The following is a 23,499-nucleotide window of genomic DNA, read 5'->3' on the forward strand; positions in this document are numbered from 1 at the left end:
GAAATGAGAGCAATCAAACGTGATTGTGCATATGCACTATACGGATTTTCGTCCGTCATACAATTTAATTCTTAGAACATCTATACAGCAGATCCTCCCAACGGCGGTCAACCTCCTGCTGATACTGAACGAGAAGGTGCTCGTTCTCAGGCTTGAACAGGTGCTTGAACCTGCCCTGCGTTCTCAGGAAGTCCTCGATAGGAAGCTTCTTCTTAGGAGAGTAGGAGAGGATCCATTTGCCCTCAATAACCTCGAACAGAGGCCAGTAACATGTCTCGACTGCCAGCTTGCAGATGTCCATGATCTTCTCTGTAGGGTATCTCCATCCTCTAGGACATGGTGACATGACGTTGAGGAAAGCTGCGCCAGGTGTGTATATGGCCTTCTCAGCCTTCTCATAGAGATCACGCATGTTGCCGAGAAGAGTAGACTGTCCAACATATGGGATGTCGTGGGCAGCCATGACCTGTGCGAGATCCTTTCTGTTCTGCATCTTACCATTTGACTGTGAGCCTACTGGTGTGGTTGTGGTGTCAGCATACATAGGAGTAGCTGATGAACGCTGGATACCGGTGTTCATGTATGCTCCGTTGTCGTAGCACACATATACCATGTCATGTCCACGCTCCATGGCACCTGACAGTGACTGAAGTCCGATGTCATAAGTTCCGCCATCACCGCCAAATGTGATGAATTTGTATGTGTCATCTATCTTGCCTTTTTTCTTCAGAACGTTGTACGCTGTCTCAACACCGGAGAGGGTTGCGCCTGCGTTCTCAAATGCGTTGTGTATGTAGCTGTCCTCGTAAGCTGTGTAAGGATACATGAAGGTTGAAACCTCAAGACATCCTGTGGCGTTACCGATGACCGCCTTGTCGCCTTCGTGAAGGGCGCGGAGTACAGTTCTGACAGTGATCGTACCACCGCAGCCTGCACACATTCTATGACCTGGAGCAAGACGCTCAGGCTTGTTCATTATTTCTTTAAAATTATATGCCATTTCATCTTACCTCCTACTGTCTAAGTCCTATGTACTGATACTGAGGAATCTCAGCACCGTTCTCTATCATGTCTTCAAGCTGTGCAAATACGCCCTTGGCGCTGTCCACAGTGTAGTCACGTCCGCCGAGACCGTAGATGTAGCTGACAGCCTTTGTGGTTGCCTGAATGTCATACAGGTGCTCCTTGACCTCTGCTGAGAGAGGCCCGCCGCCTGCTCTGAATCCTTCCGATCTGTCAAGGATTGCCACAGCCTTGGTGTGGGCGAGAGCCTTTGCAATCTCCTCACCAGGGAATGGTCTGAACACTCTGATCTTCAAGAGTCCGACCTTCTTGCCTTCGTTTCTCAGCTCATCTATAGCTTCCTTTGTTGTTCCGGCAGCAGAACCGATCATAACGATGGCGTAGTCAGCGTCGTCAAGTCTGTACTCCTCAAAGAATCCGTAGTGACGGCCTGTCATCTCCTCGAATTCCTTTGCAACGTCAAGAATAACCTGCTTTGCATTCTTCATGGCAGTGTTCTGAGCCATCTTAGTCTCCATATAGTAAGGAGATGTGGCGTAAGGACCGACAGCCATAGGCATCTCAGGATTTAACAGATACTGCTCAGGGGTGTATTCACCTACAAACTTCTTTACGAGATCATCCTCGATGAGGGTGATGTTTTCAACGGCATGGCTTGTGATGAAACCATCCTGACATATCATGATAGGAAGTCTGACATCCTTGTGCTCAGATATTCTGTATGCCTGAACAAAGTTGTCATATGCCTCCTGATTGTTCTCTGCGTATATCTGAAGCCAGCCTGTATCACGTGCGCCCATACTGTCTGAGTGGTCACAGTTGATGTTGATAGGGCCGGAGAGTGCTCTGTTTACAAGTGCGAGGGCAAGTGGAAGACGATTGGACGCTGCCACGTAGAGCTCCTCCCACATGAGAGCCATACCACATGATGATGTGGCTGTGAGTGTACGGCAGCCGGCAGCCTCTGCGCCGATCGCTGCACTCATGGCACTGTGCTCACTCTCTACCGGTATAAATTCTGTATCGATCTCTCCATTGGAGATAAATGTTGAAACGAACTGAGGTATCTCAGTTGAAGGTGTTATAGGAAATGCAGGCATAACATCCGGATTGATCTGCTTTATAGCATGTGCCACAGCCTCATTTCCTGAAAGACGTTCTCTTATAGCCATTTATTTGCCCTCCTTCATAGTGATTGCTCCGAATTTGCACTGGTATGCGCATATACCGCAGCCCTTGCAGTGCTCCAGGTCAAATGCGAGACGCTTGCCTGATACGACCGGAATGCATGAATCCGGACAGACAGGTGCGCACAGAAGACAGTGTACGCATTTGCTCTCGTCTAGGACAGGGGTTGAAGTCCTCCACTCACCTGTGTTAAATGCCTTGGATGTGCCACCGCCGTATACGTGGTTTCCAGGTGTGAGCTCTGTCCATTTGCTATTGTCATGTATCTTGCTTATATCTGTTCTCATTACTTCATTACCTCCCTGAAGGCGAGCTTTAATGCTTCCATGTTGCCCTCGATAACCTCTGGTTTCTTGGCAAATTTGTGCTGATATGACTGTCTCATATCTTCGAGGAAAGGTCCCTCCTCCATGATTCCGCTGACAGCAACGATGGCTGCAAGCATAGGAGAGTTAGGGAAATTCTTGCCGAGAGTCTTCATGGAGATCTCCTTGGCATCAAGTGTGTATACCCTGCCCTTGTAACCCTTGAGCAGTGGACGGACCTCGTCCGGAGTCTTAGGTGTATTTATAATGATGGCGCCATCCTCGGCGAGACCTGCAGTCACATGTACAGGTTCGATCAGAGATTCGTCAACTACAACCACATACTGTGGCTCGTAAATGTTGGAATGTACTCTGATAGGCTCACTGCTGATCCTGTTGTAGGCAGTGATAGGTGCGCCCATTCTCTCTGGACCATACTCAGGGAATCCCTGAACATATTTACCTGTTTTGAATGCCACATCTGCGAGGAGCAGGGCAGCAGTCTTGGCACCCTGACCACCACGTCCGTGCCATCTGATTTCGATAGTATCTTTCACTTTCACATCTCCTGTCAAAAATTTCTCATTAAGTTCCGTTTATTAGGAAAAATAATCCTTTTGATTATACCATTTATAGATAATAAGTAAAGAATAAAATTAAGGAAATAAGTCGAAAAACAAAAAAATTTAACGCGGATAACAGAAATACCTAAAAATGTTGGATTTAACGATGGGATAAGTTATCTGAAAACTATAAAAAAGCATTTGGAATCATAAAATTTATTATATGCTGACGACAAAGTGGATACAGTTCTGTCCATCCACCGTCTGATTGTCCAACAGTATTTCACCATGGTACTTGGATGTGAGCTGTTTCAGCTTGTAAAGTCCGATACCTCTGGAATAAGCTCCATCCTTCAGAGGCTTGGTCGAGTAGCCCTTTGCGAAGAAGTTCTTGCGCATTTCCGCGGTGAGCTGCGATCCGGCATTGAAGGTTTCCACGGTGGTAGTCTTGCCGTCAGAGTCTATGATGACTTTTATCATACCTCCGTCTTCAGTTGCGTCAAATGCATTGTCCACCAGAATGCTCATGACATCCAGAAGCTCAAATTCCGCTGCCTTGGATGTGAGTGTGGAATTTTTGACATCTATATCCAGATTGATATTATGCTCCTGCGCAAGGTTCATCTTGCTGAACAGAAAACCTGCGATCAGTTTCATGTTGATCCTCAGAAGATACGAATTCTTGATGACATGGTCATTGCAGGAGGTATCCAGCTCATTTGAAAGGGCAGCAGCGAGGGAATCATAATCAGTGTAACTGATCGGCAGCATGCTGATGGCCTGAAGCTCATTGTTGTAGTCATGCTGTCTCATGCGCACCTGATCTATCAGATCCTCTATAATAGGAAGATACTGTTCATATGACTGTAGTTGCTTCCGGGATTCTCTGAGGCTCATATAGTTCTTGTACATTCCCGAGTATAAAATGAGGATAAGTATGACTATAAACAGGAAAGTCATAAATATATTCATGAAGTCCTTAGGGGATATACGCTGGTATAAAACCATAGATACCATGAGGGCAAATACTGCGAGTATTATATTCCTGGATACCTGATTTTTCACTATAAGAGCATCGTACAGCTTATCCATATGTCCGAATTTGTATAAAAGTATAGCTATGATGAAAGCCATGGCTTCGGTTATATATGTTGAAGTGTTGGTGAATGGATTGTCCGTAAACTGCATGATGACAACCATCTGGATGAGGTTCAGTATAGTCATGATGATAAGTGTAATTGCGTATCCCGTTATGATCTTCATCGGCGGATATCGGAATACCAGAGAGTAGAATACAAAGCAGTATATGTATGTTATCAGTGTGAATATTAACATGGAGTCTGTAACTGTGGCAATCAGAGAGACTGGTAAAGTCAGCAGAAGCAAAGGTGGAAGTCTCTTTGCTATCTGGGAAAATTTTACATTATATATCGCCATCAAGAATACTAAAAATACAAAGGTATCAAACAGTATCTTGGAAAGAAAATCAAAATATGCAGCCATTATCTGTTCTCCTGGTAAGTTTCTATAATAGTTTTGTATTTGCGCCCGACCGGTATGGATTCTTGAGCCAGTTTCAGCGTTATAAGTGAATTGGATCTGTCGTAGCTCTGTATGTAGTCGGGATTGAAGTAATAGCTTTTGTGGCATCTGACCAGAGGTACATCACCAGCAGCCTGCAAAATTGACTCGAAGGTCGGGTTGGTGACGATAAAATCGCCGTCGGATGTGAAAATGTGCTTGTGGTGGCCGGATGCACATACATAAATTATTTCATCCATGCTTATATGGAAAAGTATTCCCTGGATATCCTTTACGCGGATCCTTGATGTCTGGTCGTCAGGCTGTGTGAGCACCGAGTTGATCCCTCCTACGACATCGATTCTGTCATAAGGCTTTGAGAAATAATACTGGCAATGATACTTGTTGATGACATCAAGGTTTGGAACGGTGATGTCGGTGATGAAGATGACAGGTGTGTCATTGTATTTGGGAATTCTTCGGAGATAACCACATACATCCAATCCGGTCTTTCCTCCACCGAGATCAATGTCCAGTAAAAAGATATCAATATCAAATGAATCTATTATTGTTATGGCATCGTTGTAAGTTGATGCAGTGTTGACAACAGCGTCTGCGTACTCTTCTTCAATTATATGTTTTAAGCCGGTAAGCTGGATATTGTCATCCTCAACAATCAGAAAATTCATAATCAAACACTCCTGTGAAAAATTGATAGATAAACAAAACTCTTAAATTATTAACATATCAGGAACATTCTATCATACAAATGGGAATTTCTACAATAGGTATAATTAAAGTATATGTGTGTTGTACACGAAAATTTATGTCGTTCAGGTTGTTATACGCGTCGTTTGTGTCGATTTTTGCCAAAACTATTGGAAAAATTATACAAATAGTATAGTGTATGTAACAGAGGATAATTAACTCTGAGGGGAGATTGATTATATAGTGTCAGATAGGATGTATCAGGTACAGGTATTTCGGTTAAGGGTATCTGTACAGTATATTCAATTTGATGCATAGGATCTGCCATATGTGCCTGAGCATGTATGGCAGATTTTTTGCGTTAAGCTGTAATATAATACTATTTAAAATTTGAAAATAATATGGTATGATGTAGAGAAACATGGGGTTTTGTATACATCTGTGTGCAATTCCATAAATGACAAAAAGCTATTACCAGGAGGAAGAGTATGATTAAATTATTTGACAACGGTGCTTATCTGTTACATGGTACAGAGCTGGTTGAGGATAATGCTGAGGCAGGTGCGGTTCTCGCATCAAAGCTTGGCAGTGCTCCATCAAAGGAAGAGGCATCAAAGAACACACTTGCTTACGGAATATTGGCTAAGCATAACACATCTGACAATATGGAGAATCTTAAGATCAAATTCGATAAGATGACTTCACATGATATAACATTTGTAGGAATCATCCAGACAGCAAGAGCATCAGGTCTTAAGGAGTTCCCTATACCATATGTACTTACAAACTGTCACAACTCACTGTGTGCCGTAGGTGGAACCATCAATGAGGATGACCATATGTTTGGCCTCTCATGTGCGAAGAAGTATGGCGGCGTGTATGTACCACCTCATCAGGCGGTCATCCATCAGTTTGCAAGAGAGATGCTGGCAGAGTGTGGCGCCATGATACTTGGATCAGACTCACATACACGTTACGGTGCTCTTGGTACTATGGCTATTGGAGAGGGCGGCGGTGAGCTCGCAAAGCAGCTCCTGTGTAAGACATACGATGTTGCAAAGCCGGGCGTTATCGCAATCTATCTCGACGGAGAGGTACAGAAGGGGGTTGGTCCTCAGGATGTGGCACTTGCCATCATCGGAGCAACATTTGGCTGCGGATATGTCAAGAATAAGGTCATGGAGTTCGTTGGTCCTGGTGTTGACAAGCTCTCAGCAGATTTCCGTATCGGTATTGATGTTATGACAACAGAGACAACATGTCTGTCATCAATATGGAAGACAGATGACAAGATAAAGGATTGGTATGACATTCACGGAAGAAGTGAGGCATACAAGGAGATGAATCCTGGCGATGTGGCTTACTATGACGGAGTCGTATATGTAGATCTGTCAACAGTTAAGCCAATGATAGCTATGCCATTCCACCCAAGCAACACATACACCATCGACGAGCTGAATGCAAACCTCATGGATATCCTTGATGATGTTGAGAAGCGTGCACTTGTAAGCCTTGACGGCAAGGTCGACTTTACACTCAAGGATAAGGTAAGAGATGGCAAGCTGTATGTTGAGCAGGGAATCATCGCCGGATGTGCCGGTGGTGGATATGAGAATATCTGCGATGCGGCTGATATCCTCAGAGGCAAGAGCATAGGCGCTGACGAGTTCACACTGTCAGTATATCCTGCAAGTACACCTATATATATGCAGCTTGCAAAGAACGGTGTTCTGGCTGATCTCATCGAGACAGGTTCTATCGTTAAGACAGCATTTTGTGGACCTTGCTTTGGTGCCGGTGATACACCTGCCAACAATGCATTCTCCATCAGACATTCAACAAGAAACTTCCCTAACAGAGAGGGCTCAAAGATACAGAATGGTCAGATCTCATCTGTTGCGCTTATGGATGCGCGTTCTATCGCAGCAACTGCAGCCAACAAGGGCTATCTGACATCAGCAACAGACCTTGCAGATATAGAGTACACACATCCAAAGTATTTCTTCGACAAGGCTATATACGACAGAAGAGTTTACAATGGTGTTGGAAAGGCTGATCCTTCGGTTGAGATCAAGTTTGGTCCAAACATCAAGGACTGGCCTGAGATGGTTCCTCTTACAGACAACCTTCTCCTCAAGGTGGCATCAGTTATACATGATCCTGTAACAACAACAGATGAGCTTATCCCATCAGGAGAGACTTCATCATACAGATCAAATCCTCTTGGACTTGCAGAGTTCACTCTGTCAAGAAAGGATCCTGAGTACGTTGGAAGAGCGAAGGCTATCCAGGCTGTAGAGAAGGTTCGTGAGGCAGGTGAGTGCATGGGTAAGGCATTCCCAGAGGTCAAGGAAGTTATGCATGCCATCAAGGAGAAGTTTGAGGACGTATGCGGAAGCAACACAGGTGTTGGAAGTACCATTTATGCTGTTAAGCCGGGTGACGGTTCAGCCCGTGAGCAGGCTGCATCATGCCAGAAGGTTCTCGGTGGATGGGCAAACATTGCAAAGGAATACGCTACAAAGAGATACAGATCAAACCTTATCAACTGGGGTATGCTTCCATTTGTCATCGATAAGGATTTTGACTTTGACAATGACGACTATGTATTCATCCCGGGAATCAAGGATGCGGTGAAGAACAAGACAGAGGTCATCAAGGCATATGTTGTGAACAAGGATTTTGCTGAGATAGAGCTGAGACTTGGAGAACTCACAGACGATGAGAGACAGATCATAACAGATGGCTGCCTCATCAATTACTACAAGTACAACTAAATGATATATATGGTGCCGAGTGCGCCATGTATGTACATTTGAATATAATGTATATACGACGATATAACAGGCATCATCATGGGCGCTTTAGTGCGGCTTGGTGGTGCCTGTTGCTTTCATATAGCCAGTGTGATCATGATGTGATAATCCACGATGTCAAAAAGAAACGGATTTACAACATGGCGGGTTTATGAAGACAAAAATAAAATACAGGAGGTATTTACAATGGGAAAATCAGAGCTGGAAAAGATGCACACATGTGAGCTTTATCTTCCGGGCGATGAGGATATCGCCAGAGAGCAGATAAAGTGTCTGGACAGATTATATGACTTCAATATGACCAGACCAACAGAGATGGTCAAGCGTCAGCAGATGCTCAAGGAGATGTTTGAGGAGATAGGAGACAACTGCTATATAGAGCCACCACTCCATGCAAACTGGGGCGGCAAATTTGTTCACTGGGGCAGCAATATATATGCGAATTTCAACCTTACAATGGTGGATGACACACATATTTACGTTGGTGACTACACCATGTTTGGACCAAATGTAACTCTGGCAACAGCGGGACATCCAATAAATCCTGAGCTCAGAAAACAGGGCTATCAGTACAATGCACCTATAACAATAGGCAAGAACTGCTGGATAGGTGCAGGAGTTACGATACTTCCGGGGGTAACTATAGGTGATAACACCGTCATAGGAGCTGGAAGTATGGTTGCCACAGATATCCCATCGAATGTTGTAGCTGTGGGTAATCCGTGTAAGGTACTCAGGGAAGTGAATGAGCGTGATGCAAAATATTATTTCAAGGATCACAGGATTGATTTCTTCCAGTATAACAATGTGAGCAAGAATGACTGATGAGGTATATTCAGTTGAGGATGGAGGGTACATACAGAAGGTGGAAACTGCGAGGGCTCGCTGGCTCCAATGTCTATGGTGAACAGCTATATGATCGTATCGGTAGAAAAGGGCAGGACTGGAAAGGTGCAGATCGTATATCAGTTGAATGATGTTGAGTCAGGAGAGAATATCAAATCTGTGTGGATAGAACTTCCGCAGTGATCATGATGACAGAAAAATACAAATAGTAATTACAAAGACGTGCACGAAAGATTCTTCAAAAAGAACTTTCATGCACGTCTTTTAATATCTGTCTTATTTATTTGTAATAGTCTGATATGTTACTGCTTTGATATGGCAGCAGCTTCAGTGCTCTTGGCAACCTCTACAATAGAAGAGGTGAGACCTGCGATTCCCTGTATCTCTGATGGGATGATGATCTTGGTAGCCTTGCCGTCTGCAGCCTTTGTAAATGCTTCCAGGCTCTTGAGAGTGATGACCTGATTTGTAGGCATTGACTCATTCAGTGCTCTGATACCATCTGCATTTGCCTGCTGTACAGCGAGGATAGCCTGTGCCTGACCTTCGGCTTCCTTGATAGTTGCTTCCTTCTTAGCCTCAGCACGGAGAATCTGAGAAGCCTTCTCAGCCTCGGCCTCAAGGATGACTGACTGCTTGTTACCTTCTGCGATGAGGATGGCTGACTTCTTCTCACCTTCAGCACGGAGGATCTGCTCACGTCTCTCACGCTCTGCCTTCATCTGCTTCTCCATGGCATCCTGAATAGCTGCAGGAGGGATGATGTTCTTGAGCTCTACTCTGTTGACCTTGATTCCCCAAGGATCAGTAGCCTCGTCAAGTGTTGCTCTCATCTTGGTGTTGATGGTCTCTCTTGATGTAAGTGTCTGGTCAAGCTCGAGATCACCGATGATGTTACGAAGTGTGGTAGCTGTCAGGTTCTCGATGGCCATGATAGGATTCTCAACTCCGTAGCTGAAAAGCTTAGGATCTGTGATCTGGAAGAATACGACTGTGTCGATCCTCATTGTTACGTTATCCTTTGTGATAACCGGCTGTGGAGCGAAGTCAACAACCTGCTCCTTGAGTGTAACCTTCTTGGCTACCTTATCGATAACAGGCATCTTCATGTGAAGTCCAACAGACCATGTTGCCTGATATGTTCCAAGTCTCTCAATTACATAAGCGTGTGCCTGTGGCACGATCTTGATCGTACTGCAAATAATAACGATTACGATCAGACATAAAATGATAATAAGTGAAATTCCTGCTCCGTCCATAATAATCTCCTTAATTAAAAATGTGTGTGTCTTAAGCTGATAAGCCCTTAGCTTTATATTGCCGGCTTTCCTGCCTTTTCTACGATTGCTTTGACTCCGGATATCTCGTCGATCACGACCTCGGTTCCGGTTTCAATGGTATCGCCATGTTTGGATCTTGCTGTCCACTCAACTCCGTTGATCAAGACCTGACCGGTGGACTTGAGATTGTCTATGTCAGCAGATACGATAACGTGTTTGCCGATAAGACTTTCTACGTTTGTCTTCACCAGTTGGTTGTCAAGATGCTTCTTGGCAATCGGTCTTGTCGTGAAGAAAAGAATAGTGGTGACAACAAGAAATGCAACGATCTGTAGTGGCAGCGATCCGCTGAAAAAAGCGATGATCATTGCCACCAGGGCTCCTCCACATGCCCAGATGGTTGTAAGTCCAAGCGATATGATCTCAGCAATGAGACATACGGCAAATATGATAAGCCAGGTTGCAATCTCCCAATTCATATAGAACACCTCCCTCGTTTAGGAAATCCTGGTATGCGATACTTTTCGCATTTGCCCTTGGCTAGTTCTCATTTTACTAAAAAACAGTAGGGTAAACAACATAAATTTTCTGAACATACTATCCCCTAAAGTGCATTATATGCACGAATTATAAAATTTATGAGATTAAGTGATAAATGTATGGTTAATTTTGCGTAAGCTGTATTGAACAGGTTTGGAAAAACTAATATAATAAACACATGCTAAAGAATGGGAGAGAAGAAGTTGGCTGTTAATAATAAGAAGAAAAGAATTCTCAACATAAGTCTGGCGGTCATAGGAATAATCGTTGTCGGACTCCTTTTTAATAAGATACTGGAGCAATGGTCGGGATTTCGTGCGATACTTGACAAGATATCGAGTGCATTTGCACCGATCATAGTGGGCGCAGTCATTGCGTTTCTCATGAACCCGATACTTGTTTTTTTCGACAGATTATTTCATACGATATTCCAGGAGAGAGTCATATCGGATAAGAAAAAATTGTTCAAGGTTTCGAGAACTTTGTCGGTTATTTTAACTACCATAGTGTTCCTTGGAATCATAACCGGAATAGTGTGGCTGGTGGTTCCTCAGCTCTACGACAGTATCAAGCAGCTTGTGGGCAACATGGATACCTATTATTCCAACCTTCAGACGATGGTGGAGAATATAAATGAGAAGTTCCAGAAGCTCAATATACCTGAGGATCAGATCAACAAGTATATGAACAATGCATATCTCAAGGTTCAGGATATGCTGAATACCAAGATCATGCCAAATGTGGACAAGATCGTGGTGAACATAGGAAGTGGAGTGTTCTCAGGACTTAAGTTCCTGTACAATTTCCTTATAGGCATTGTTGCTTCGATATATGTGATGGCAAACAAGGAATATCTTGCTTCAAGGGGAAAGAAGATAATATATGCGGTATTCAAGGTGAAGAATGCAAATACTATCCTTGACGGACTTTCAGAGATGAACAGGATATTTGGTCAGTTTATAAATGGAAAGATACTTGATTCACTTATTATAGGAATGATCATGTTCATAGTATCAACGATACTCAATCTGCCATATGCGGTTCTGATAAGTGTTATCGTTGGAGTGACAAATGTCATACCGTTCTTCGGACCTATCATAGGAGCTGTGCCATGTTTCTTCATCGTGCTCATTGCAGATCCTATAAAGAGTCTTGTGCTGCTCATTGTTATACTTGTACTGCAGCAGTTTGATGGAAATATCCTCGGACCGAAGATCATCGGAGATACCACAGGACTTTCAAGCTTCTGGGTGCTCACAGCGGTCATAGTTGGCGGCGGTTTGTTCGGATTCTTTGGAATGCTTCTCGGAGTTCCTGTATTTGCCTGCTGTTACATGTACATCAACAGGACATGCACTGCAAAGCTGCAGGAGAAGAATCTTGCGTTCAAGACATCCGAGTATGAGAAGATTCGCAGGATAGATGAGGAGACGGGAGAGCCGATATATATAACTGAGGAAGAAGAGGATATAAGGTTCAAGAAGAAGACGCCGGAGCAGAAGCTTGCGGAGCGTGAGAACAAAAGGAAGCTCAAGCAGAAGCAGCATATGCTTCAGTACCCATCAGATCTTCCAGATGATGAATATGTGAAGTCTGGCACTGCGCATGCAGATGATCAGTCTCAGGATGACGATGATTCAGATGATGATCCTATCAGTATATTTGATAAATTCATGCATGTTATGAAGAGCGTGGCCAGCAGGGCGGACGCTGAAAAGCTTGCAAATAATATAGTAGGAAGTGATGCAGAGCCTGATAAGGAAGCTGACAGCAAAGATGACGCTGAAGAAGTTGGAAATGGTCAGGCAAAACCGGAGAGTGATAAAAAAATTTCCGGGAATCAGGATAAATAAAACATAATATCAGCACGGGGAAAGCAGATGCTGTCCCTGTCTGACAAAAGAGAAAAGAACAGATTTGCTTTTACACAAATCTGTTCTTTTCTGCATCGTATGAATAGTCGATGGATGCGAGCTTACTCTTGATATCATCTGCATTTACACATAGTGAGCTGCAGAGCTCGTCAAGACTTGGATAGTCATCTCTGAGCTTCGTGTTGATGAAGCTGAGAAGCACCATAGGATCCTTTGGAAGTGAAGAGTATTCCATTGTTAAAGTTCCTCCTTGTGGTATATTGGGTCATAATATGCATCGTGTTTATAAATATTATGGTTGAATTAACTGCATAAAATTGGTATATATATAGTTTGTGATATATATCAAAGATACAAATTGAATTTTACAACAGTGATTTAGAAATGGCAATAAGGAGTTAGATATGAGTACAAATACCGGTACGGCAAAGAAAGGAAAGCTATCAGGAAAGGGAAGTAATCTGGCGCTTCAGGCAGGAATCCTGGCGGGAGCCGGAATCGTGTCGAGGATCATCGGCCTTCTGTACAGATCACCTCTGTATCAGATACTTGGAGATGAGGGAAATGGATATTATGGTTCAGCGTATGCAATATACGCCATGGTCATAATGATCGCCACATACAGTATTCCTACAGCAGTGTCGAAGCTTGTTGCCGGTAAGATAGCTATGGGACAGTACAAGAGTGCCAGACGTATATACTACTGTACATTTATATATGTAGTCATAGCGGGTGCTGTGGCGGCACTGATCACGTACTTTGGAGCCGAATGGTTTGTAAGTGACCAGCCAAATGCAGTCTTAAGTCTTAAGATACTTGCCCCTACTATATTTATATCGGGCTTTCTTGCAATATTCAGAGGATATCTGCAGGCATACAACACGATGGTGCCTACATCTATATCACAGATCATAGAGCAGCTTGCAAATGCAGTAGTCAGTATCGTCGCTGCGTATATGCTTGCAAAGCCATTTGCCGCTGGAACAACCGAGCATGCAAAGTATGGTTCTGCCGGAAGTGCCATGGGTACAGGTGCCGGAGTCCTTGGAGGATTGATATTCATACTGTTCGCTTATGCGAGAAGAAGAAAGGGTATCATGGAGTCTGTGAAGAACGATACAAGTCCAGGCACCGAATCCTATGGAAAGTTATTCAGAATAATCATTGCCACAGTCACACCTATCGTGGTGGCAGCAGTGGTGTATAACGTGCTCACACCTATAGACATGAAGGTATTCTATGTGGTCATGAAGATGAAGGGCATGGATTCCCTGGAGATGGCAAAGCTGTATGGAATTTACTCAGGACAGTATACAGTTCTCACGAACCTTCCGCTTGCCATAGCAGCTTCAGTTGGAATCGCATATATTCCGGGAATATCCGGTGCGTATGCAAGAAATGACATGCAGAAAACCAATAAACTTCTGAATCAGGCGCTCAGCATGTCCATGCTGGTCACCATACCGTGTGCGGTTGGAATGGGAGTCCTGGCTAAGCCTATAATACAGCTCCTGTTCTCAGGTGCGGATCCGATGGCAGCCAAATGTATGTATCTTGGATTCATATCCATAGTGTTCTTTGCACAGTCAACTGTAACCAATAGTGTGCTTCAGGCCATGGGTAAGGTGATGGCACCGGTTATCAATGCCACCCTTGCACTGGTGATACATGTGGTGGTTCTTGTGGTTATGCTGTACTGCACAGACTGGGCACTTTATGCACTGGTATTTGGTTCGATAGTGAACTCACTGCTCATATGTATATTCAACCAGCGTTCGCTCACAAAGTACAAGACCGGCAAGATGGACAACAGGCGAATATACGTTGCACCTACTATAGCATCTATCTTCATGGGTGTTGTTACGATCATTGTATATGAGGGCTGCAGGAAGCTTCTCGGCAACTGGGTGATCGCGATGTTTGTTGCAGTATTTGTGGCGATCATATTCTATGCGGTGGCTATACTCAAAGCCGGAGGATATACGGAGGAGGAACTTCTCAATATGCCTAAGGGAGGTCTTATTGTGAGGTTTGCGAAGAAGTTCAGACTGATAAAATAAAATGTTTGTATAAAAAATGTTTCCTAAATTTCTCGAATAGGCATATACTTGTACCTGGAGCGTGAAAACGTTTTCACGAGAAAGGTATATTATGGAAAGAGGAAAAAAGAGTAAGACTCTTCTGAAGATATTCATAACAACATTATATCTGAGCACCTTTACCTTCGGGGGTGGATACGTCATCGTGTCTCTTATGAAGAAAAAGTTTGTGGATGAAAAACATTGGATAGAACAGGATGAGATGCTTGATCTTGTAGCAATAGCTCAGTCGTCGCCGGGACCTATCGCAGTAAATGGATCGATAGCAGTGGGATACAAATTGTGCGGTATAGCAGGGGCACTGGTGGCTATAGTCGGAACTATCATTCCGCCATTTGTTATCATATCCATCATATCTTACTGTTACAGCGCGTTCAGGAGCAATTGGATGATAAGCCAGATGCTGGAGGGGATGCAGGCAGGTGTTGCTGCGGTTATCGCATCCGTCACATATGATATGGGAGCAGACATAGTAAAGCAGAAGGATGATCTGGAGATATTGATCATGATAGCTGCATTTGTTGCATCCTACATATTGGAGATAAATGTCGTGTTCATAGTAATTGTCTGTGGACTTGTCGGTGTTTGTAGAGGACAGCTTGAGAAAAGAAGAGGGCGTGGGCATAAAAAGACAGAGGATACCTCTGACGGAAATCCTGAAAAACATCCCGACAAAGGGGGGATGGAATAATGATCTATTTGCAGTTATTCCTAAGTTTCTTCCAGATAGGACTCTTCAGTTTCGGAGGAGGTTATGCCGCCATGCCGCTCATACAGGGACAGATAGTGAAGATACATGGGTGGATGACCATGTCAGAGTTTACAGATCTGATCACTATATCCCAGATGACACCGGGACCTATAGCTGTCAATTCGGCGACATTTGTGGGCCTTCGAGTGGCTGGATATGCAGGCGCTGTGGTTGCCACGCTTGGGTGTACACTTCCATCATGTATCATAGTTACTGTTATAGTAAGATTGTATCTCAAATATCGCAAACAGGATATCTTTCAGGAATTGCTCGGGGGCATAAGACCTGCGGTTGTGGCTATGATTGCGTCAGCGGGAGTTTCGATATTCGTGACGGCGGTATGGTCTGGGATTGACATGATAAGTCTCGCAGGAACTAAGTGGAATCTTGTGGTGATATTTGCAGTGAGTGTTGTTCTGCTCAGAAAATTCAAACTGAATCCTGTGTGGGTGATGCTGCTTTCCGGCGGGATGCAGGTGATCGTGGGGCTTGCTGGCAGATATCTGATCTGAGTAAAAGCATATTATAATTTTAATTAAATTGTAATGTGAAGAACTTTATTATAGTATGTAAAAAGTAGATGTAGTGGGGAGTTTGCATATGAAGAAGAAAATATTGATATGTCTGGTAGTACAACTCATATGCTGGAGCATTATGACGCTGTCTGATTACATGGAAGAGATGAATAATGACAGCAATAACCTGTTCGTTGTATTTGCGGTTCCGTCTGTATGTGTAGTTTTGTATATTATATTCAGGAGATGGATATACGATAATCAGAGAGTGAGGCTGAAAGACGTCGCCATAATATGTGTGGCGTGGTTGATCTTCGGGCTGATATTTGGACTTGGAATCAGTGTATTGGTCAACAATGAAATGTGGATAGTGCCGCAGGCTACAGGAGGATGGGAGCATCTGCTGAATGGGATCGAATATATGATGTTTTCAATGACTCTGGCGGGAATACCATTTGTGGTGGTGGTATTGATCGAATCGGTTATAGGGATAGTAAAGGTAGTTAGTAAAAAGGATTGAATAATTAAATGCTTCATCTGTGAGAGAATCAGGTGGAGCATTTTTTATGCATGGTGGCTAATGGCTTACGCAGGCATATGAATAGTTTATATATCCTATCCCTTGACAAAAAGAGAAAATGTGAATATACTTACCGATGATAATTACCTAAAGTAATTATACGAAATAACAATAAAATAATATTTGATAAATTTATAGGAAGGAATGCTATGACAAAGGAAAAGATAAAACAGGTGATGGATGCCTGCTATCAAGCTAAGAGAGTAAGAGATATGATGCCAAAGCTGCCAAATGGAGTCACACCGACTCATATACATTATCTTGATGTGATAACGAGATTTGAGAGGTCTGAGACTGATGTAAAGGTCAGTGATATAAGTGATGAGCTGGGGCTCCCAAGACCGGGCGTGACAAAGACGATAAAGGATATGGAACGCTTGGAATTTGTGGAAAAGAAGGCTTCAGAGGCGGATGGACGTTTTGTGTATATCAGGAGCACTCGGGCTGGCAGAGATCTGGTTTGCAAATATGTTGATGAGTATTTCGCAGGACTGGGGGAGTCTCTTGCCGATATCACAGATGAAGATGCAGATATTATGATAGCGACCATTGAAAAAATTTATGATGTTATGAGCAAAAGGAGTCAGAACATAAGATGAGTGTACAGGATAAAACAGATTTTACACAGGGAAGTATAATTAGAAAAATGCTCCCATTCATGGGGCCGATTCTTGGAGCACTGATACTTCAGGCTGCATATGGTGCGGTTGACCTGCTGGTGGTTGGAAGATTCGGTTCGACGGCGGGGCTTTCAGCCGTATCAACAGGCAGCCAGGTGCTCAATCTGGTTACATTTGTGATAACAGCACTTGCTATGGGTGTCACAGTGCTTATTGCCAGATATATAGGCGAAAAGAATACGGATCAGATAGGAGAGCTTCTTGGAGGCGCCACGACTATATTTGCAATACTTGCGGTGGTGTTGGCAGTTGTCATGGTGACGTTTGCAAGACCTTTGTCCGTGTTGATGCAGGCACCGGCAGAGGCGGTCACTCTTACATCATCGTACGTGAGGATATGCGGAGGCGGAATATTTTTCATTATGGCCTACAATGTGCTCACTGCGATATTCAGAGGTTTTGGAGACAGCAAATCACCTCTTATATTTGTGTTTGTGGCATGTATAGTAAATGTTATTGGTGATCTTATCCTGGTTGCGGGATGTCATCTTGACGCTGCGGGTGCAGCCATAGCAACAGTGGTTGCCCAGGCGGTCAGTGTTGTCCTTGCGCTTGTGCTGCTGAAGAAGAAAAAGCTTCCATTTAAGATGTCAAGAAAAGATTTCAGATTAAACAGACAGTGCAGAAGATTGCTTTCAGTTGGACTTCCGCTTGCAATGCAGGAATTTCTCACGCAGATGTCATTTCTGGCGCTGTGTGCATTTATCAACAGACTTGGCCTGGAGGCATCATCCGGATATGGAGTTGCCTGCAAGATAGTCAGCTTTGCCATGCTGGTACCAAGTTCGCTTATGCAGTCTATGGCTTCATTTGTATCGCAGAATGTCGGGGCTGGAAAAGAGGACAGAGCGAGAAAAGCGATGCTTACCGGTATGGGCATAGGACTCTCTGTCGGCGTGGTGGTATTCATTGGCGTGTGGTTCTTTGGTGACAAACTGACATCGATCTTTACCACTGACTCGGCTGTTATAAAGAGGGGCTTCGAGTACCTGAGGGGCTTTGCACCTGAGACTATACTTACCGCGGTTCTGTTCAGTATGATAGGATATTTCAATGGACATGAGAAGTCACTATGGGTCATGATACAGGGACTTATACAGACTCTGCTTGTGAGACTTCCACTGGCGTATTACATGAGTATACAGCCGGATGCGAGCCTTACAAATATAGGACTTGCAGCGCCGATAGCCACATGTGTCGGCATCGTGCTCAACGTCATATTCTACATCGTTATGTCAAAGAAGTGGAAAACGGAAAAGACCTGAAAATAATTAAATAAATGCTTGACAAATAAAACAAATGATTATAATACTTTAATCAGAGAATTGTAATCTATATGTAATGAATTTGAAAAATAAATATTTAGTAAACCCGTTGAAAAGCGGTGACACAAAGCCATATGGGTCTAAGGTCTGAAAACAGAGAACTGTTTCGGACTATGACAGCCGGTTGCAGTATAATTTCCCTGTTGGAACTAGTATGTACAAAGAGGAGTATAATTATATTTATTAAAAGCGACTGTCGGAGTGTATTCTTTGACAGTCGCTTTTTGTGTGATCCGAGCGCTTAAGATGTGTTAACTGAAATGTATTTATCATGTTATCAGAGAGGAAAGCGTGTAGTTAGAATGAATGATGAGAGAGTGTATGGTGAGGCTGGGGGCCTGGGTAATGCATCCATGATCGGAGAAGAGGCTTCGCGGACAATACAGAGAACGATAAATAACAACAATGCCGTTGGAACGATCATCGGCTATTATGATGACGAACTGACGATACTGTCGGTCAGTGATTTCATGCTGTATAACCTTGGTTACAGCTATGAGGAATTCCAGCGATGTACAGGAGGATCACTCAGGTCTGTGTTCTATGGAGAGAATACAAGTTTTCTGGACGCAGATCATTTACGCCAGATTAGAGGACTTGGAGAGGGGGAGATGCTGACAAGTGACGGAACCCCGGTGACTGTCAGGATATTCAAGGAGGATTCCGTGGACAGGGATGGAACGCCTGTATGGATAATGTCCGCAAGGCTTGATTGGGAGCATGAGAATGTGACTCTCATCAATGGCGCAATGAAGTCAGGTATGTGGTACTTTGATTTTGATGAGACTGGAGATCTGCAGGAAGTATATTGGAGCCATGCGTTCAGAACTATGCTGGGATATCACGACATCATAGATTTCCCGAATGACATATCTTCATGGACAAGACTGCTTCATCCGGCCGATAAGGACAGGGTATTGGACAGCCTGAAGGCTGTGGTCACTGATAAGACAAATGCATATAAATACGATGTGGAGTACAGGCTGCGGATGCTGGATGGAGATTATCAGTGGTTCCGTGCAAAGGCAGAGGTGATAAGGCGTACAGATGGCACAGCCCGCAGGATAACAGGTACATTTATAAATATTAACGTGGAGAAGGATCTGGAGATGCAGCAGAAGAGGGCAGCTGCTTTCCACAATGCCTTTACGAAGACCAATCTGTGTGAGTATTACGTGAATCTTGAGGAGAATACATTTGACTCCATGAAGGTTGAGCCGTCGCTTATGACCATCTTTGAGAGCAGTGATACATGGGATGAACTTATATCGGCATTTATAGACAATTACGTGTGCGAGGAGTTCAGGCATGAGGTTGCCAGGTTCTACGACAGAAGATATATAGCCAGAAGGCTTGGTGAGTGTGACGGGGAGCTGAGTCTGGAATGTGGCATCACTATACATGGAGAGAAGCACTGGACGAGGAATGTCATTCTCCGTGGAGATCGTGAGCAATCGCAGTATGCGATCATATTCCTGAGGGATATCACCGCGGCAAAACGGGAGGCTGAGATACACAGGCAGATGTCTGCGGACAATGAAGCTATGGGGCATCTCCTCCAGAGTGTCACAAGACTGGTGGATCATTTCGCTATATGCGATCTGGAAAATGACACATATGAATATTTCATGATAAATATAAAATCGGATTATCCGCCAGAGGGACGTTATAGTGATCTGATAAGGCGTGTAGAGAGCAGATATAAGACACTGCCTCCTGCTGATTCACTGACAGATCTGCTGAAGCCTGAGAATCTGAGAAATAACCTCACAAAGGCATCGGATGTGTATAAGTTTGAGTATTGCAATATGGAAGAGGAATGCTACAGGAGTGCGTCATTTGTGCCTATCGAGTGGAAGAAAGGTGTACTTACCAGAGTGCTGTGGGCATCCATGGATATAACTCAGGAGAAGAAGCAGGAAATTAAGGGACACAAGGCTCTTAAGGACGCGTATCAGGCCGCGGAGAGGGCGAACAGAGCGAAGACCGAATTCCTCACGAATATGTCGCATGACATAAGAACACCTATGAATGCGATAGTTGGCCTGACGGCTATTGCGGGAGCCAACATAGATCGTCCGGATAAGGTGCTTGAATGCCTGGGCAAGACAACCAGAGCCAGCAGACATTTGTTGGGATTGGTCAATGAAGTCCTCGATATGGCACGTATAGAGAGCGGGAGAATATCCCTGGCCGAGGAGGAGTTTAATCTCTCAGAGCTTGTGGACAATCTCATCTCTATGGCGAAATCAGAGATGGATGAGCACCATCACAGCCTTGAGGTGAATATAAAAAACATCGAGCATGAGGACGTATATGTCGACACACTGAGGATACAGCAGGTGTTTATGAACCTTATGAGCAACTCTGTCAAATATACCCCGGATGGAGGCCATATAGTATTCTCCATCGAGGAGCGGCCAAACGGCCAGTCGGAGCTTGGATGCTATGTGTTCAGCATAGAGGATGATGGCATTGGCATGGATGAGGATTTCCAGAAGATCATGTTCCAGCCATTTACCCGTGCTGATGATAACAGGACTACGAAGATCCAGGGCACAGGTCTTGGAATGGCGATCACACAGAATATAGTAAACATGATGAATGGCAATATTCAGGTTGACAGTGTCCTGAACAGGGGCACGAAGATCACAGTCACCATATTCCTAAGGCTTAAGGAGAGGGAGATCGACCAGATAAAGGAGCTGGCAGATCTGCCTGTGCTGGTGGTGGATGATGATGAGTTATGCTGTGAGAGTACGGTTCAGACTCTGGGTGAGATAGGAATTGCCGGAGAGTGGGTAACCTCGGGTGAGGAGGCTGTCGCCAGAGCATATGCAAGGCATGAGAGAAATGATGATTACTTTGCGATCATTATGGACTGGAAGATGCCAAAGATGGATGGCATTGAGGCAACGAGACGTATAAGAGAGCGTATTGGCAGGGATGTGACCATCATAGTGCTCACTTCATATGATTACAGTGAGATAGAGGATGAGGCAAGGGCAGCAGGTGTGGATGCATTTATTGCCAAGCCGTTGTTCCGTTCACGTCTTACGGCAACACTGGTTCGCATAGTGAATGAGAAAACGGATGGTTCCGCCAGGAATTACCTGAAGAATATCAGAAGATCTGATTATTCGGACAGGAGAGTCCTTCTTGTGGAGGACAATGATCTGAACAGTGAGATCGCATCGGAGATCATAGGAATGACGGGAGCCAGTGTGGAGATCGTTGAGAATGGCAGGGAGGCTGTGGAGAGGATAGAGAATGCCTCCGAGAACTGGTATGACATAGTGTTTATGGATGTTCAGATGCCGGTCATGAATGGGTATGAGGCCACCGCCGCTATAAGAGCACTGCCTGGAAGAAGAGGCCAGATTCCTATCATAGCCATGACCGCAAATGCATTTGCTGAGGATGTGCAGCTTGCAAAGAACACGGGGATGGATGAACACATAGCGAAACCGCTTGATTTTGAAAAATTGAACACAGTGATGGAGAAATATCTGAACTGATAAAATGTAGCAGCCAGCCGGGGGTGAACCCCGGCTGGCTGTTGTAGTTTTGAAGGAGGCACTGGGTAAAAAAATAGTTATGGGATTCCGATAATAATTATAAACATTGAAATTAAGCCACGGGTGTAGTACAATTACCGTGCTATTGGGGCTTTTTGCGCCCTGAAAACAGATGGTACACTAAATGGTACACCATATAATCGGCAAAGTCAGAATATCAAGCAAAATCAAGGCTTTAAGAAAGGAAAATAGAAAAAATGAAATTAGGAATCGTAGGACTCCCAAACGTGGGAAAAAGTACACTTTTCAATTCACTTACAAAGGCAGGCGCGGAATCAGCTAACTATCCGTTCTGTACAATAGATCCAAACGTAGGAATCGTTGCAGTGCCGGATGAGAGACTGGACAAGCTCACAGAGATGTACAACTCAGCCAAGACAACACCTGCTGTTATAGAATTTGTAGATATCGCGGGTCTTGTAAAGGGCGCATCAAAGGGAGAAGGACTTGGAAACCAGTTCCTTGCAAATATCAGAGAGGTTGATGCCATCGTTCACGTTGTAAGATGTTTTGAGGATACAAATGTCATCCACGTTGACGGTTCCGTAGACCCGATCAGAGATATAGAGACCATCAATCTGGAGCTGATATTCTCAGATATAGAGGTGCTCGACAGAAGGATCGCCAAGACCATCAGAGGTGCAAGAAATGACAAGATGCTTGCGAAGGAGCTTGACTTCCAGCAGAGGATCAAGGCTCACCTTGAGGATGGTAAGCTTGCAAAGACCATAGAGGTCGCAGATGAGGACGAGCAGGCGTGGATAGAGGAATATAACCTTCTCACATGGAAGCCTGTAATATTTGCCGCAAATGTAGGCGAGGAAGACATTGCGGACGATGGCGCTTCAAATGAGAACGTGCAGAAGGTAAAGGAATACGCAAAGGACTTCGATGCAGAGGTATTTGTAGTATGTGCACAGATAGAACAGGAGCTGGCAGAGCTTGATGATGAGGAGAAGAAGATGTTTCTCGAGGATCTTGGAGTTAAAGAGTCTGGTCTTGACAAGCTTATCAAGGCAAGCTACTCACTTCTTGGTCTTATCAGTTATCTGACAGCCGGAGAGACAGAGTCAAGGGCATGGACCATCAAGAAGGGAACGAAGGCACCTGGAGCAGCTGGCAAGATTCACTCAGACTTTGAGAGAGGATTTATCAAGGCGGAGGTTGTCAGCTACAAGGATCTCATGGACTGCGGAAGCATGCTTGCGGCCAAGGAGAAGGGCCTTGTAAGACAGGAAGGCAAGGAATATGTGGTTGAGGATGGAGATGTTATTCTCTTCAAGTTCAACGTGTAAATGAATCTAGGA

The 23,499-nt window shown here is 44.2% G+C and carries 21 protein-coding genes and 1 riboswitch; of the genes, 12 read left to right on the forward strand and 9 right to left on the reverse strand.

Annotation, left to right across the window (positions count from 1 at the left end; translation table 11 throughout):
* Positions 1 to 64: 64 nt before the first annotated feature.
* The 6 genes from ARA78_RS00900 to ARA78_RS00925 form a co-directional block, all read right to left on the reverse strand.
* Positions 65 to 1,000 carry a thiamine pyrophosphate-dependent enzyme gene (locus ARA78_RS00900; protein ID WP_055143972.1) on the reverse strand — a complete coding sequence of 312 codons (936 nt, stop codon included), beginning with the start codon at positions 998 to 1,000 and terminating at the stop codon, positions 65 to 67.
* Positions 1,001 to 1,013: 13 nt separating this feature from the next.
* Positions 1,014 to 2,195 carry a pyruvate ferredoxin oxidoreductase, alpha subunit gene (gene porA / locus ARA78_RS00905; protein ID WP_015533185.1) on the reverse strand — a complete coding sequence of 394 codons (1,182 nt, stop codon included), beginning with the start codon at positions 2,193 to 2,195 and terminating at the stop codon, positions 1,014 to 1,016.
* The gene (locus ARA78_RS00910; protein ID WP_004848700.1) at positions 2,196 to 2,498 is read right to left on the reverse strand and encodes a 4Fe-4S binding protein; all 303 of its coding nucleotides are present in this window, start codon (positions 2,496 to 2,498) and stop codon (positions 2,196 to 2,198) included. It abuts the gene before it with no gap.
* Positions 2,498 to 3,073: a 2-oxoacid:acceptor oxidoreductase family protein gene (locus ARA78_RS00915; RefSeq protein WP_022217194.1), complete on the reverse strand. Its 576-nt coding sequence runs from the start codon at positions 3,071 to 3,073 to the stop codon at positions 2,498 to 2,500. Before ARA78_RS00915 ends, ARA78_RS00910 begins: the two co-directional genes overlap by 1 nt.
* A gap of 225 nt (positions 3,074 to 3,298) precedes the next feature.
* Complete coding sequence (locus tag ARA78_RS00920) at positions 3,299 to 4,582, reverse strand: sensor histidine kinase (RefSeq protein WP_238050442.1); 1,284 nt, start codon at positions 4,580 to 4,582, stop codon at positions 3,299 to 3,301.
* Complete coding sequence (locus tag ARA78_RS00925) at positions 4,582 to 5,289, reverse strand: LytR/AlgR family response regulator transcription factor (RefSeq protein ID WP_022217196.1); 708 nt, start codon at positions 5,287 to 5,289, stop codon at positions 4,582 to 4,584. Before ARA78_RS00925 ends, ARA78_RS00920 begins: the two co-directional genes overlap by 1 nt.
* Positions 5,290 to 5,796: 507 nt before the next feature.
* Here ARA78_RS00925 and ARA78_RS00930 point away from each other — a divergent pair.
* From ARA78_RS00930 to ARA78_RS14355, 3 genes are all read left to right on the forward strand, one after another.
* Complete coding sequence (locus ARA78_RS00930; protein ID WP_022217197.1) at positions 5,797 to 8,085, forward strand: hydratase; 2,289 nt, start codon at positions 5,797 to 5,799, stop codon at positions 8,083 to 8,085.
* A 225-nt stretch (positions 8,086 to 8,310) separates the two neighbouring features.
* Positions 8,311 to 8,949 carry a sugar O-acetyltransferase gene (locus ARA78_RS00935; protein WP_022217198.1) on the forward strand — a complete coding sequence of 213 codons (639 nt, stop codon included), beginning with the start codon at positions 8,311 to 8,313 and terminating at the stop codon, positions 8,947 to 8,949.
* Between the two features lie 69 nt (positions 8,950 to 9,018).
* The gene (locus ARA78_RS14355) at positions 9,019 to 9,153 is read left to right on the forward strand and encodes a hypothetical protein (RefSeq protein WP_262563301.1); all 135 of its coding nucleotides are present in this window, start codon (positions 9,019 to 9,021) and stop codon (positions 9,151 to 9,153) included.
* A gap of 119 nt (positions 9,154 to 9,272) precedes the next feature.
* Here ARA78_RS14355 and ARA78_RS00940 read toward each other — a convergent pair whose 3' ends face one another.
* Together ARA78_RS00940 and ARA78_RS00945 are read right to left on the reverse strand one after the other, a co-directional pair.
* Positions 9,273 to 10,229: an SPFH domain-containing protein gene (locus tag ARA78_RS00940; RefSeq protein ID WP_022217199.1), complete on the reverse strand. Its 957-nt coding sequence runs from the start codon at positions 10,227 to 10,229 to the stop codon at positions 9,273 to 9,275.
* Positions 10,230 to 10,282: 53 nt separating this feature from the next.
* Entirely contained in the window at positions 10,283 to 10,729 is a 447-nt protein-coding gene (locus ARA78_RS00945; protein WP_015533182.1) for an NfeD family protein, read from the reverse strand.
* A 264-nt stretch (positions 10,730 to 10,993) separates the two neighbouring features.
* Between ARA78_RS00945 and ARA78_RS00950 the strand changes: the two genes are divergently transcribed.
* On the forward strand, positions 10,994 to 12,643 hold the full coding sequence (locus ARA78_RS00950) for an AI-2E family transporter (protein ID WP_242849633.1): 1,650 nt from the start codon (positions 10,994 to 10,996) through the stop codon (positions 12,641 to 12,643).
* Between the two features lie 70 nt (positions 12,644 to 12,713).
* Here ARA78_RS00950 and ARA78_RS00955 read toward each other — a convergent pair whose 3' ends face one another.
* A complete protein-coding gene (locus ARA78_RS00955) occupies positions 12,714 to 12,899 on the reverse strand; it encodes a DUF4250 domain-containing protein (RefSeq protein WP_015533181.1) in 186 nt (61 codons plus the stop codon).
* Between the two features lie 169 nt (positions 12,900 to 13,068).
* Here ARA78_RS00955 and ARA78_RS00960 point away from each other — a divergent pair, with 169 nt between their 5' ends.
* The 8 genes from ARA78_RS00960 to ychF all read left to right on the forward strand — a co-directional run bounded on the left by ARA78_RS00960 (position 13,069) and on the right by ychF (position 23,487).
* The gene (locus tag ARA78_RS00960) at positions 13,069 to 14,724 is read left to right on the forward strand and encodes a putative polysaccharide biosynthesis protein (protein ID WP_055279851.1); all 1,656 of its coding nucleotides are present in this window, start codon (positions 13,069 to 13,071) and stop codon (positions 14,722 to 14,724) included.
* 91 nt (positions 14,725 to 14,815) lie between these two features.
* Positions 14,816 to 15,454, forward strand: a complete 639-nt coding sequence (locus ARA78_RS00965; protein ID WP_055279852.1) for a chromate transporter — start codon at positions 14,816 to 14,818, stop codon at positions 15,452 to 15,454.
* Positions 15,454 to 16,026, forward strand: coding sequence for a chromate transporter (locus ARA78_RS00970; protein ID WP_055279853.1), 573 nt, complete (start codon positions 15,454 to 15,456; stop codon positions 16,024 to 16,026). Before ARA78_RS00965 ends, ARA78_RS00970 begins: the two co-directional genes overlap by 1 nt.
* Before the next feature lie 88 nt (positions 16,027 to 16,114).
* Positions 16,115 to 16,549, forward strand: a complete 435-nt coding sequence (locus tag ARA78_RS00975; protein WP_055272672.1) for a hypothetical protein — start codon at positions 16,115 to 16,117, stop codon at positions 16,547 to 16,549.
* 209 nt (positions 16,550 to 16,758) lie between these two features.
* Positions 16,759 to 17,208, forward strand: coding sequence for a MarR family winged helix-turn-helix transcriptional regulator (locus tag ARA78_RS00980; protein ID WP_055272674.1), 450 nt, complete (start codon positions 16,759 to 16,761; stop codon positions 17,206 to 17,208).
* The gene (locus ARA78_RS00985; protein WP_055272676.1) at positions 17,205 to 18,554 is read left to right on the forward strand and encodes an MATE family efflux transporter; all 1,350 of its coding nucleotides are present in this window, start codon (positions 17,205 to 17,207) and stop codon (positions 18,552 to 18,554) included. The genes ARA78_RS00980 and ARA78_RS00985 overlap by 4 nt, the downstream gene beginning before the upstream one ends.
* 89 nt (positions 18,555 to 18,643) lie before the next feature.
* Positions 18,644 to 18,746, forward strand: a riboswitch (cyclic di-GMP riboswitch).
* Positions 18,747 to 18,916: 170 nt separating this feature from the next.
* The gene (locus ARA78_RS00990) at positions 18,917 to 22,132 is read left to right on the forward strand and encodes a PAS domain-containing hybrid sensor histidine kinase/response regulator (protein ID WP_330375964.1); all 3,216 of its coding nucleotides are present in this window, start codon (positions 18,917 to 18,919) and stop codon (positions 22,130 to 22,132) included.
* Between the two features lie 257 nt (positions 22,133 to 22,389).
* Positions 22,390 to 23,487, forward strand: a complete 1,098-nt coding sequence (gene ychF, locus ARA78_RS00995; RefSeq protein ID WP_055223899.1) for a redox-regulated ATPase YchF — start codon at positions 22,390 to 22,392, stop codon at positions 23,485 to 23,487.
* Positions 23,488 to 23,499 lie beyond the last annotated feature (12 nt).

Source organism: Coprococcus eutactus (genome assembly GCF_001404675.1).
Taxonomy (GTDB): Bacteria; Bacillota; Clostridia; order Lachnospirales; family Lachnospiraceae; genus Coprococcus; species Coprococcus aceti.

Bases quoted from the DNA above. Each gene is read 5' to 3' on its own strand.
- ARA78_RS00900 (WP_055143972.1), bottom strand. From the start codon at position 1,000: ATGGCATATAATTTTAAAGAAATAATGAACAAGCCTGAGCGTCTTGCT.
- porA (WP_015533185.1), bottom strand. From the start codon at position 2,195: ATGGCTATAAGAGAACGTCTTTCAGGAAATGAGGCTGTGGCACATGCT.
- ARA78_RS00910 (WP_004848700.1), bottom strand. From the start codon at position 2,498: ATGAGAACAGATATAAGCAAGATACATGACAATAGCAAATGGACAGAG.
- ARA78_RS00920 (WP_238050442.1), bottom strand. From the start codon at position 4,582: ATGGCTGCATATTTTGATTTTCTTTCCAAGATACTGTTTGATACCTTT.
- ARA78_RS00925 (WP_022217196.1), bottom strand. From the start codon at position 5,289: ATGAATTTTCTGATTGTTGAGGATGACAATATCCAGCTTACCGGCTTA.
- ARA78_RS00930 (WP_022217197.1), top strand. From the start codon at position 5,797: ATGATTAAATTATTTGACAACGGTGCTTATCTGTTACATGGTACAGAG.
- ARA78_RS00935 (WP_022217198.1), top strand. From the start codon at position 8,311: ATGGGAAAATCAGAGCTGGAAAAGATGCACACATGTGAGCTTTATCTT.
- ARA78_RS14355 (WP_262563301.1), top strand. From the start codon at position 9,019: ATGTCTATGGTGAACAGCTATATGATCGTATCGGTAGAAAAGGGCAGG.
- ARA78_RS00940 (WP_022217199.1), bottom strand. From the start codon at position 10,229: ATGGACGGAGCAGGAATTTCACTTATTATCATTTTATGTCTGATCGTA.
- ARA78_RS00945 (WP_015533182.1), bottom strand. From the start codon at position 10,729: ATGAATTGGGAGATTGCAACCTGGCTTATCATATTTGCCGTATGTCTC.
- ARA78_RS00955 (WP_015533181.1), bottom strand. From the start codon at position 12,899: ATGGAATACTCTTCACTTCCAAAGGATCCTATGGTGCTTCTCAGCTTC.
- ARA78_RS00960 (WP_055279851.1), top strand. From the start codon at position 13,069: ATGAGTACAAATACCGGTACGGCAAAGAAAGGAAAGCTATCAGGAAAG.
- ARA78_RS00965 (WP_055279852.1), top strand. From the start codon at position 14,816: ATGGAAAGAGGAAAAAAGAGTAAGACTCTTCTGAAGATATTCATAACA.
- ARA78_RS00970 (WP_055279853.1), top strand. From the start codon at position 15,454: ATGATCTATTTGCAGTTATTCCTAAGTTTCTTCCAGATAGGACTCTTC.
- ARA78_RS00975 (WP_055272672.1), top strand. From the start codon at position 16,115: ATGAAGAAGAAAATATTGATATGTCTGGTAGTACAACTCATATGCTGG.
- ARA78_RS00980 (WP_055272674.1), top strand. From the start codon at position 16,759: ATGACAAAGGAAAAGATAAAACAGGTGATGGATGCCTGCTATCAAGCT.
- ARA78_RS00985 (WP_055272676.1), top strand. From the start codon at position 17,205: ATGAGTGTACAGGATAAAACAGATTTTACACAGGGAAGTATAATTAGA.
- ARA78_RS00990 (WP_330375964.1), top strand. From the start codon at position 18,917: ATGAATGATGAGAGAGTGTATGGTGAGGCTGGGGGCCTGGGTAATGCA.
- ychF (WP_055223899.1), top strand. From the start codon at position 22,390: ATGAAATTAGGAATCGTAGGACTCCCAAACGTGGGAAAAAGTACACTT.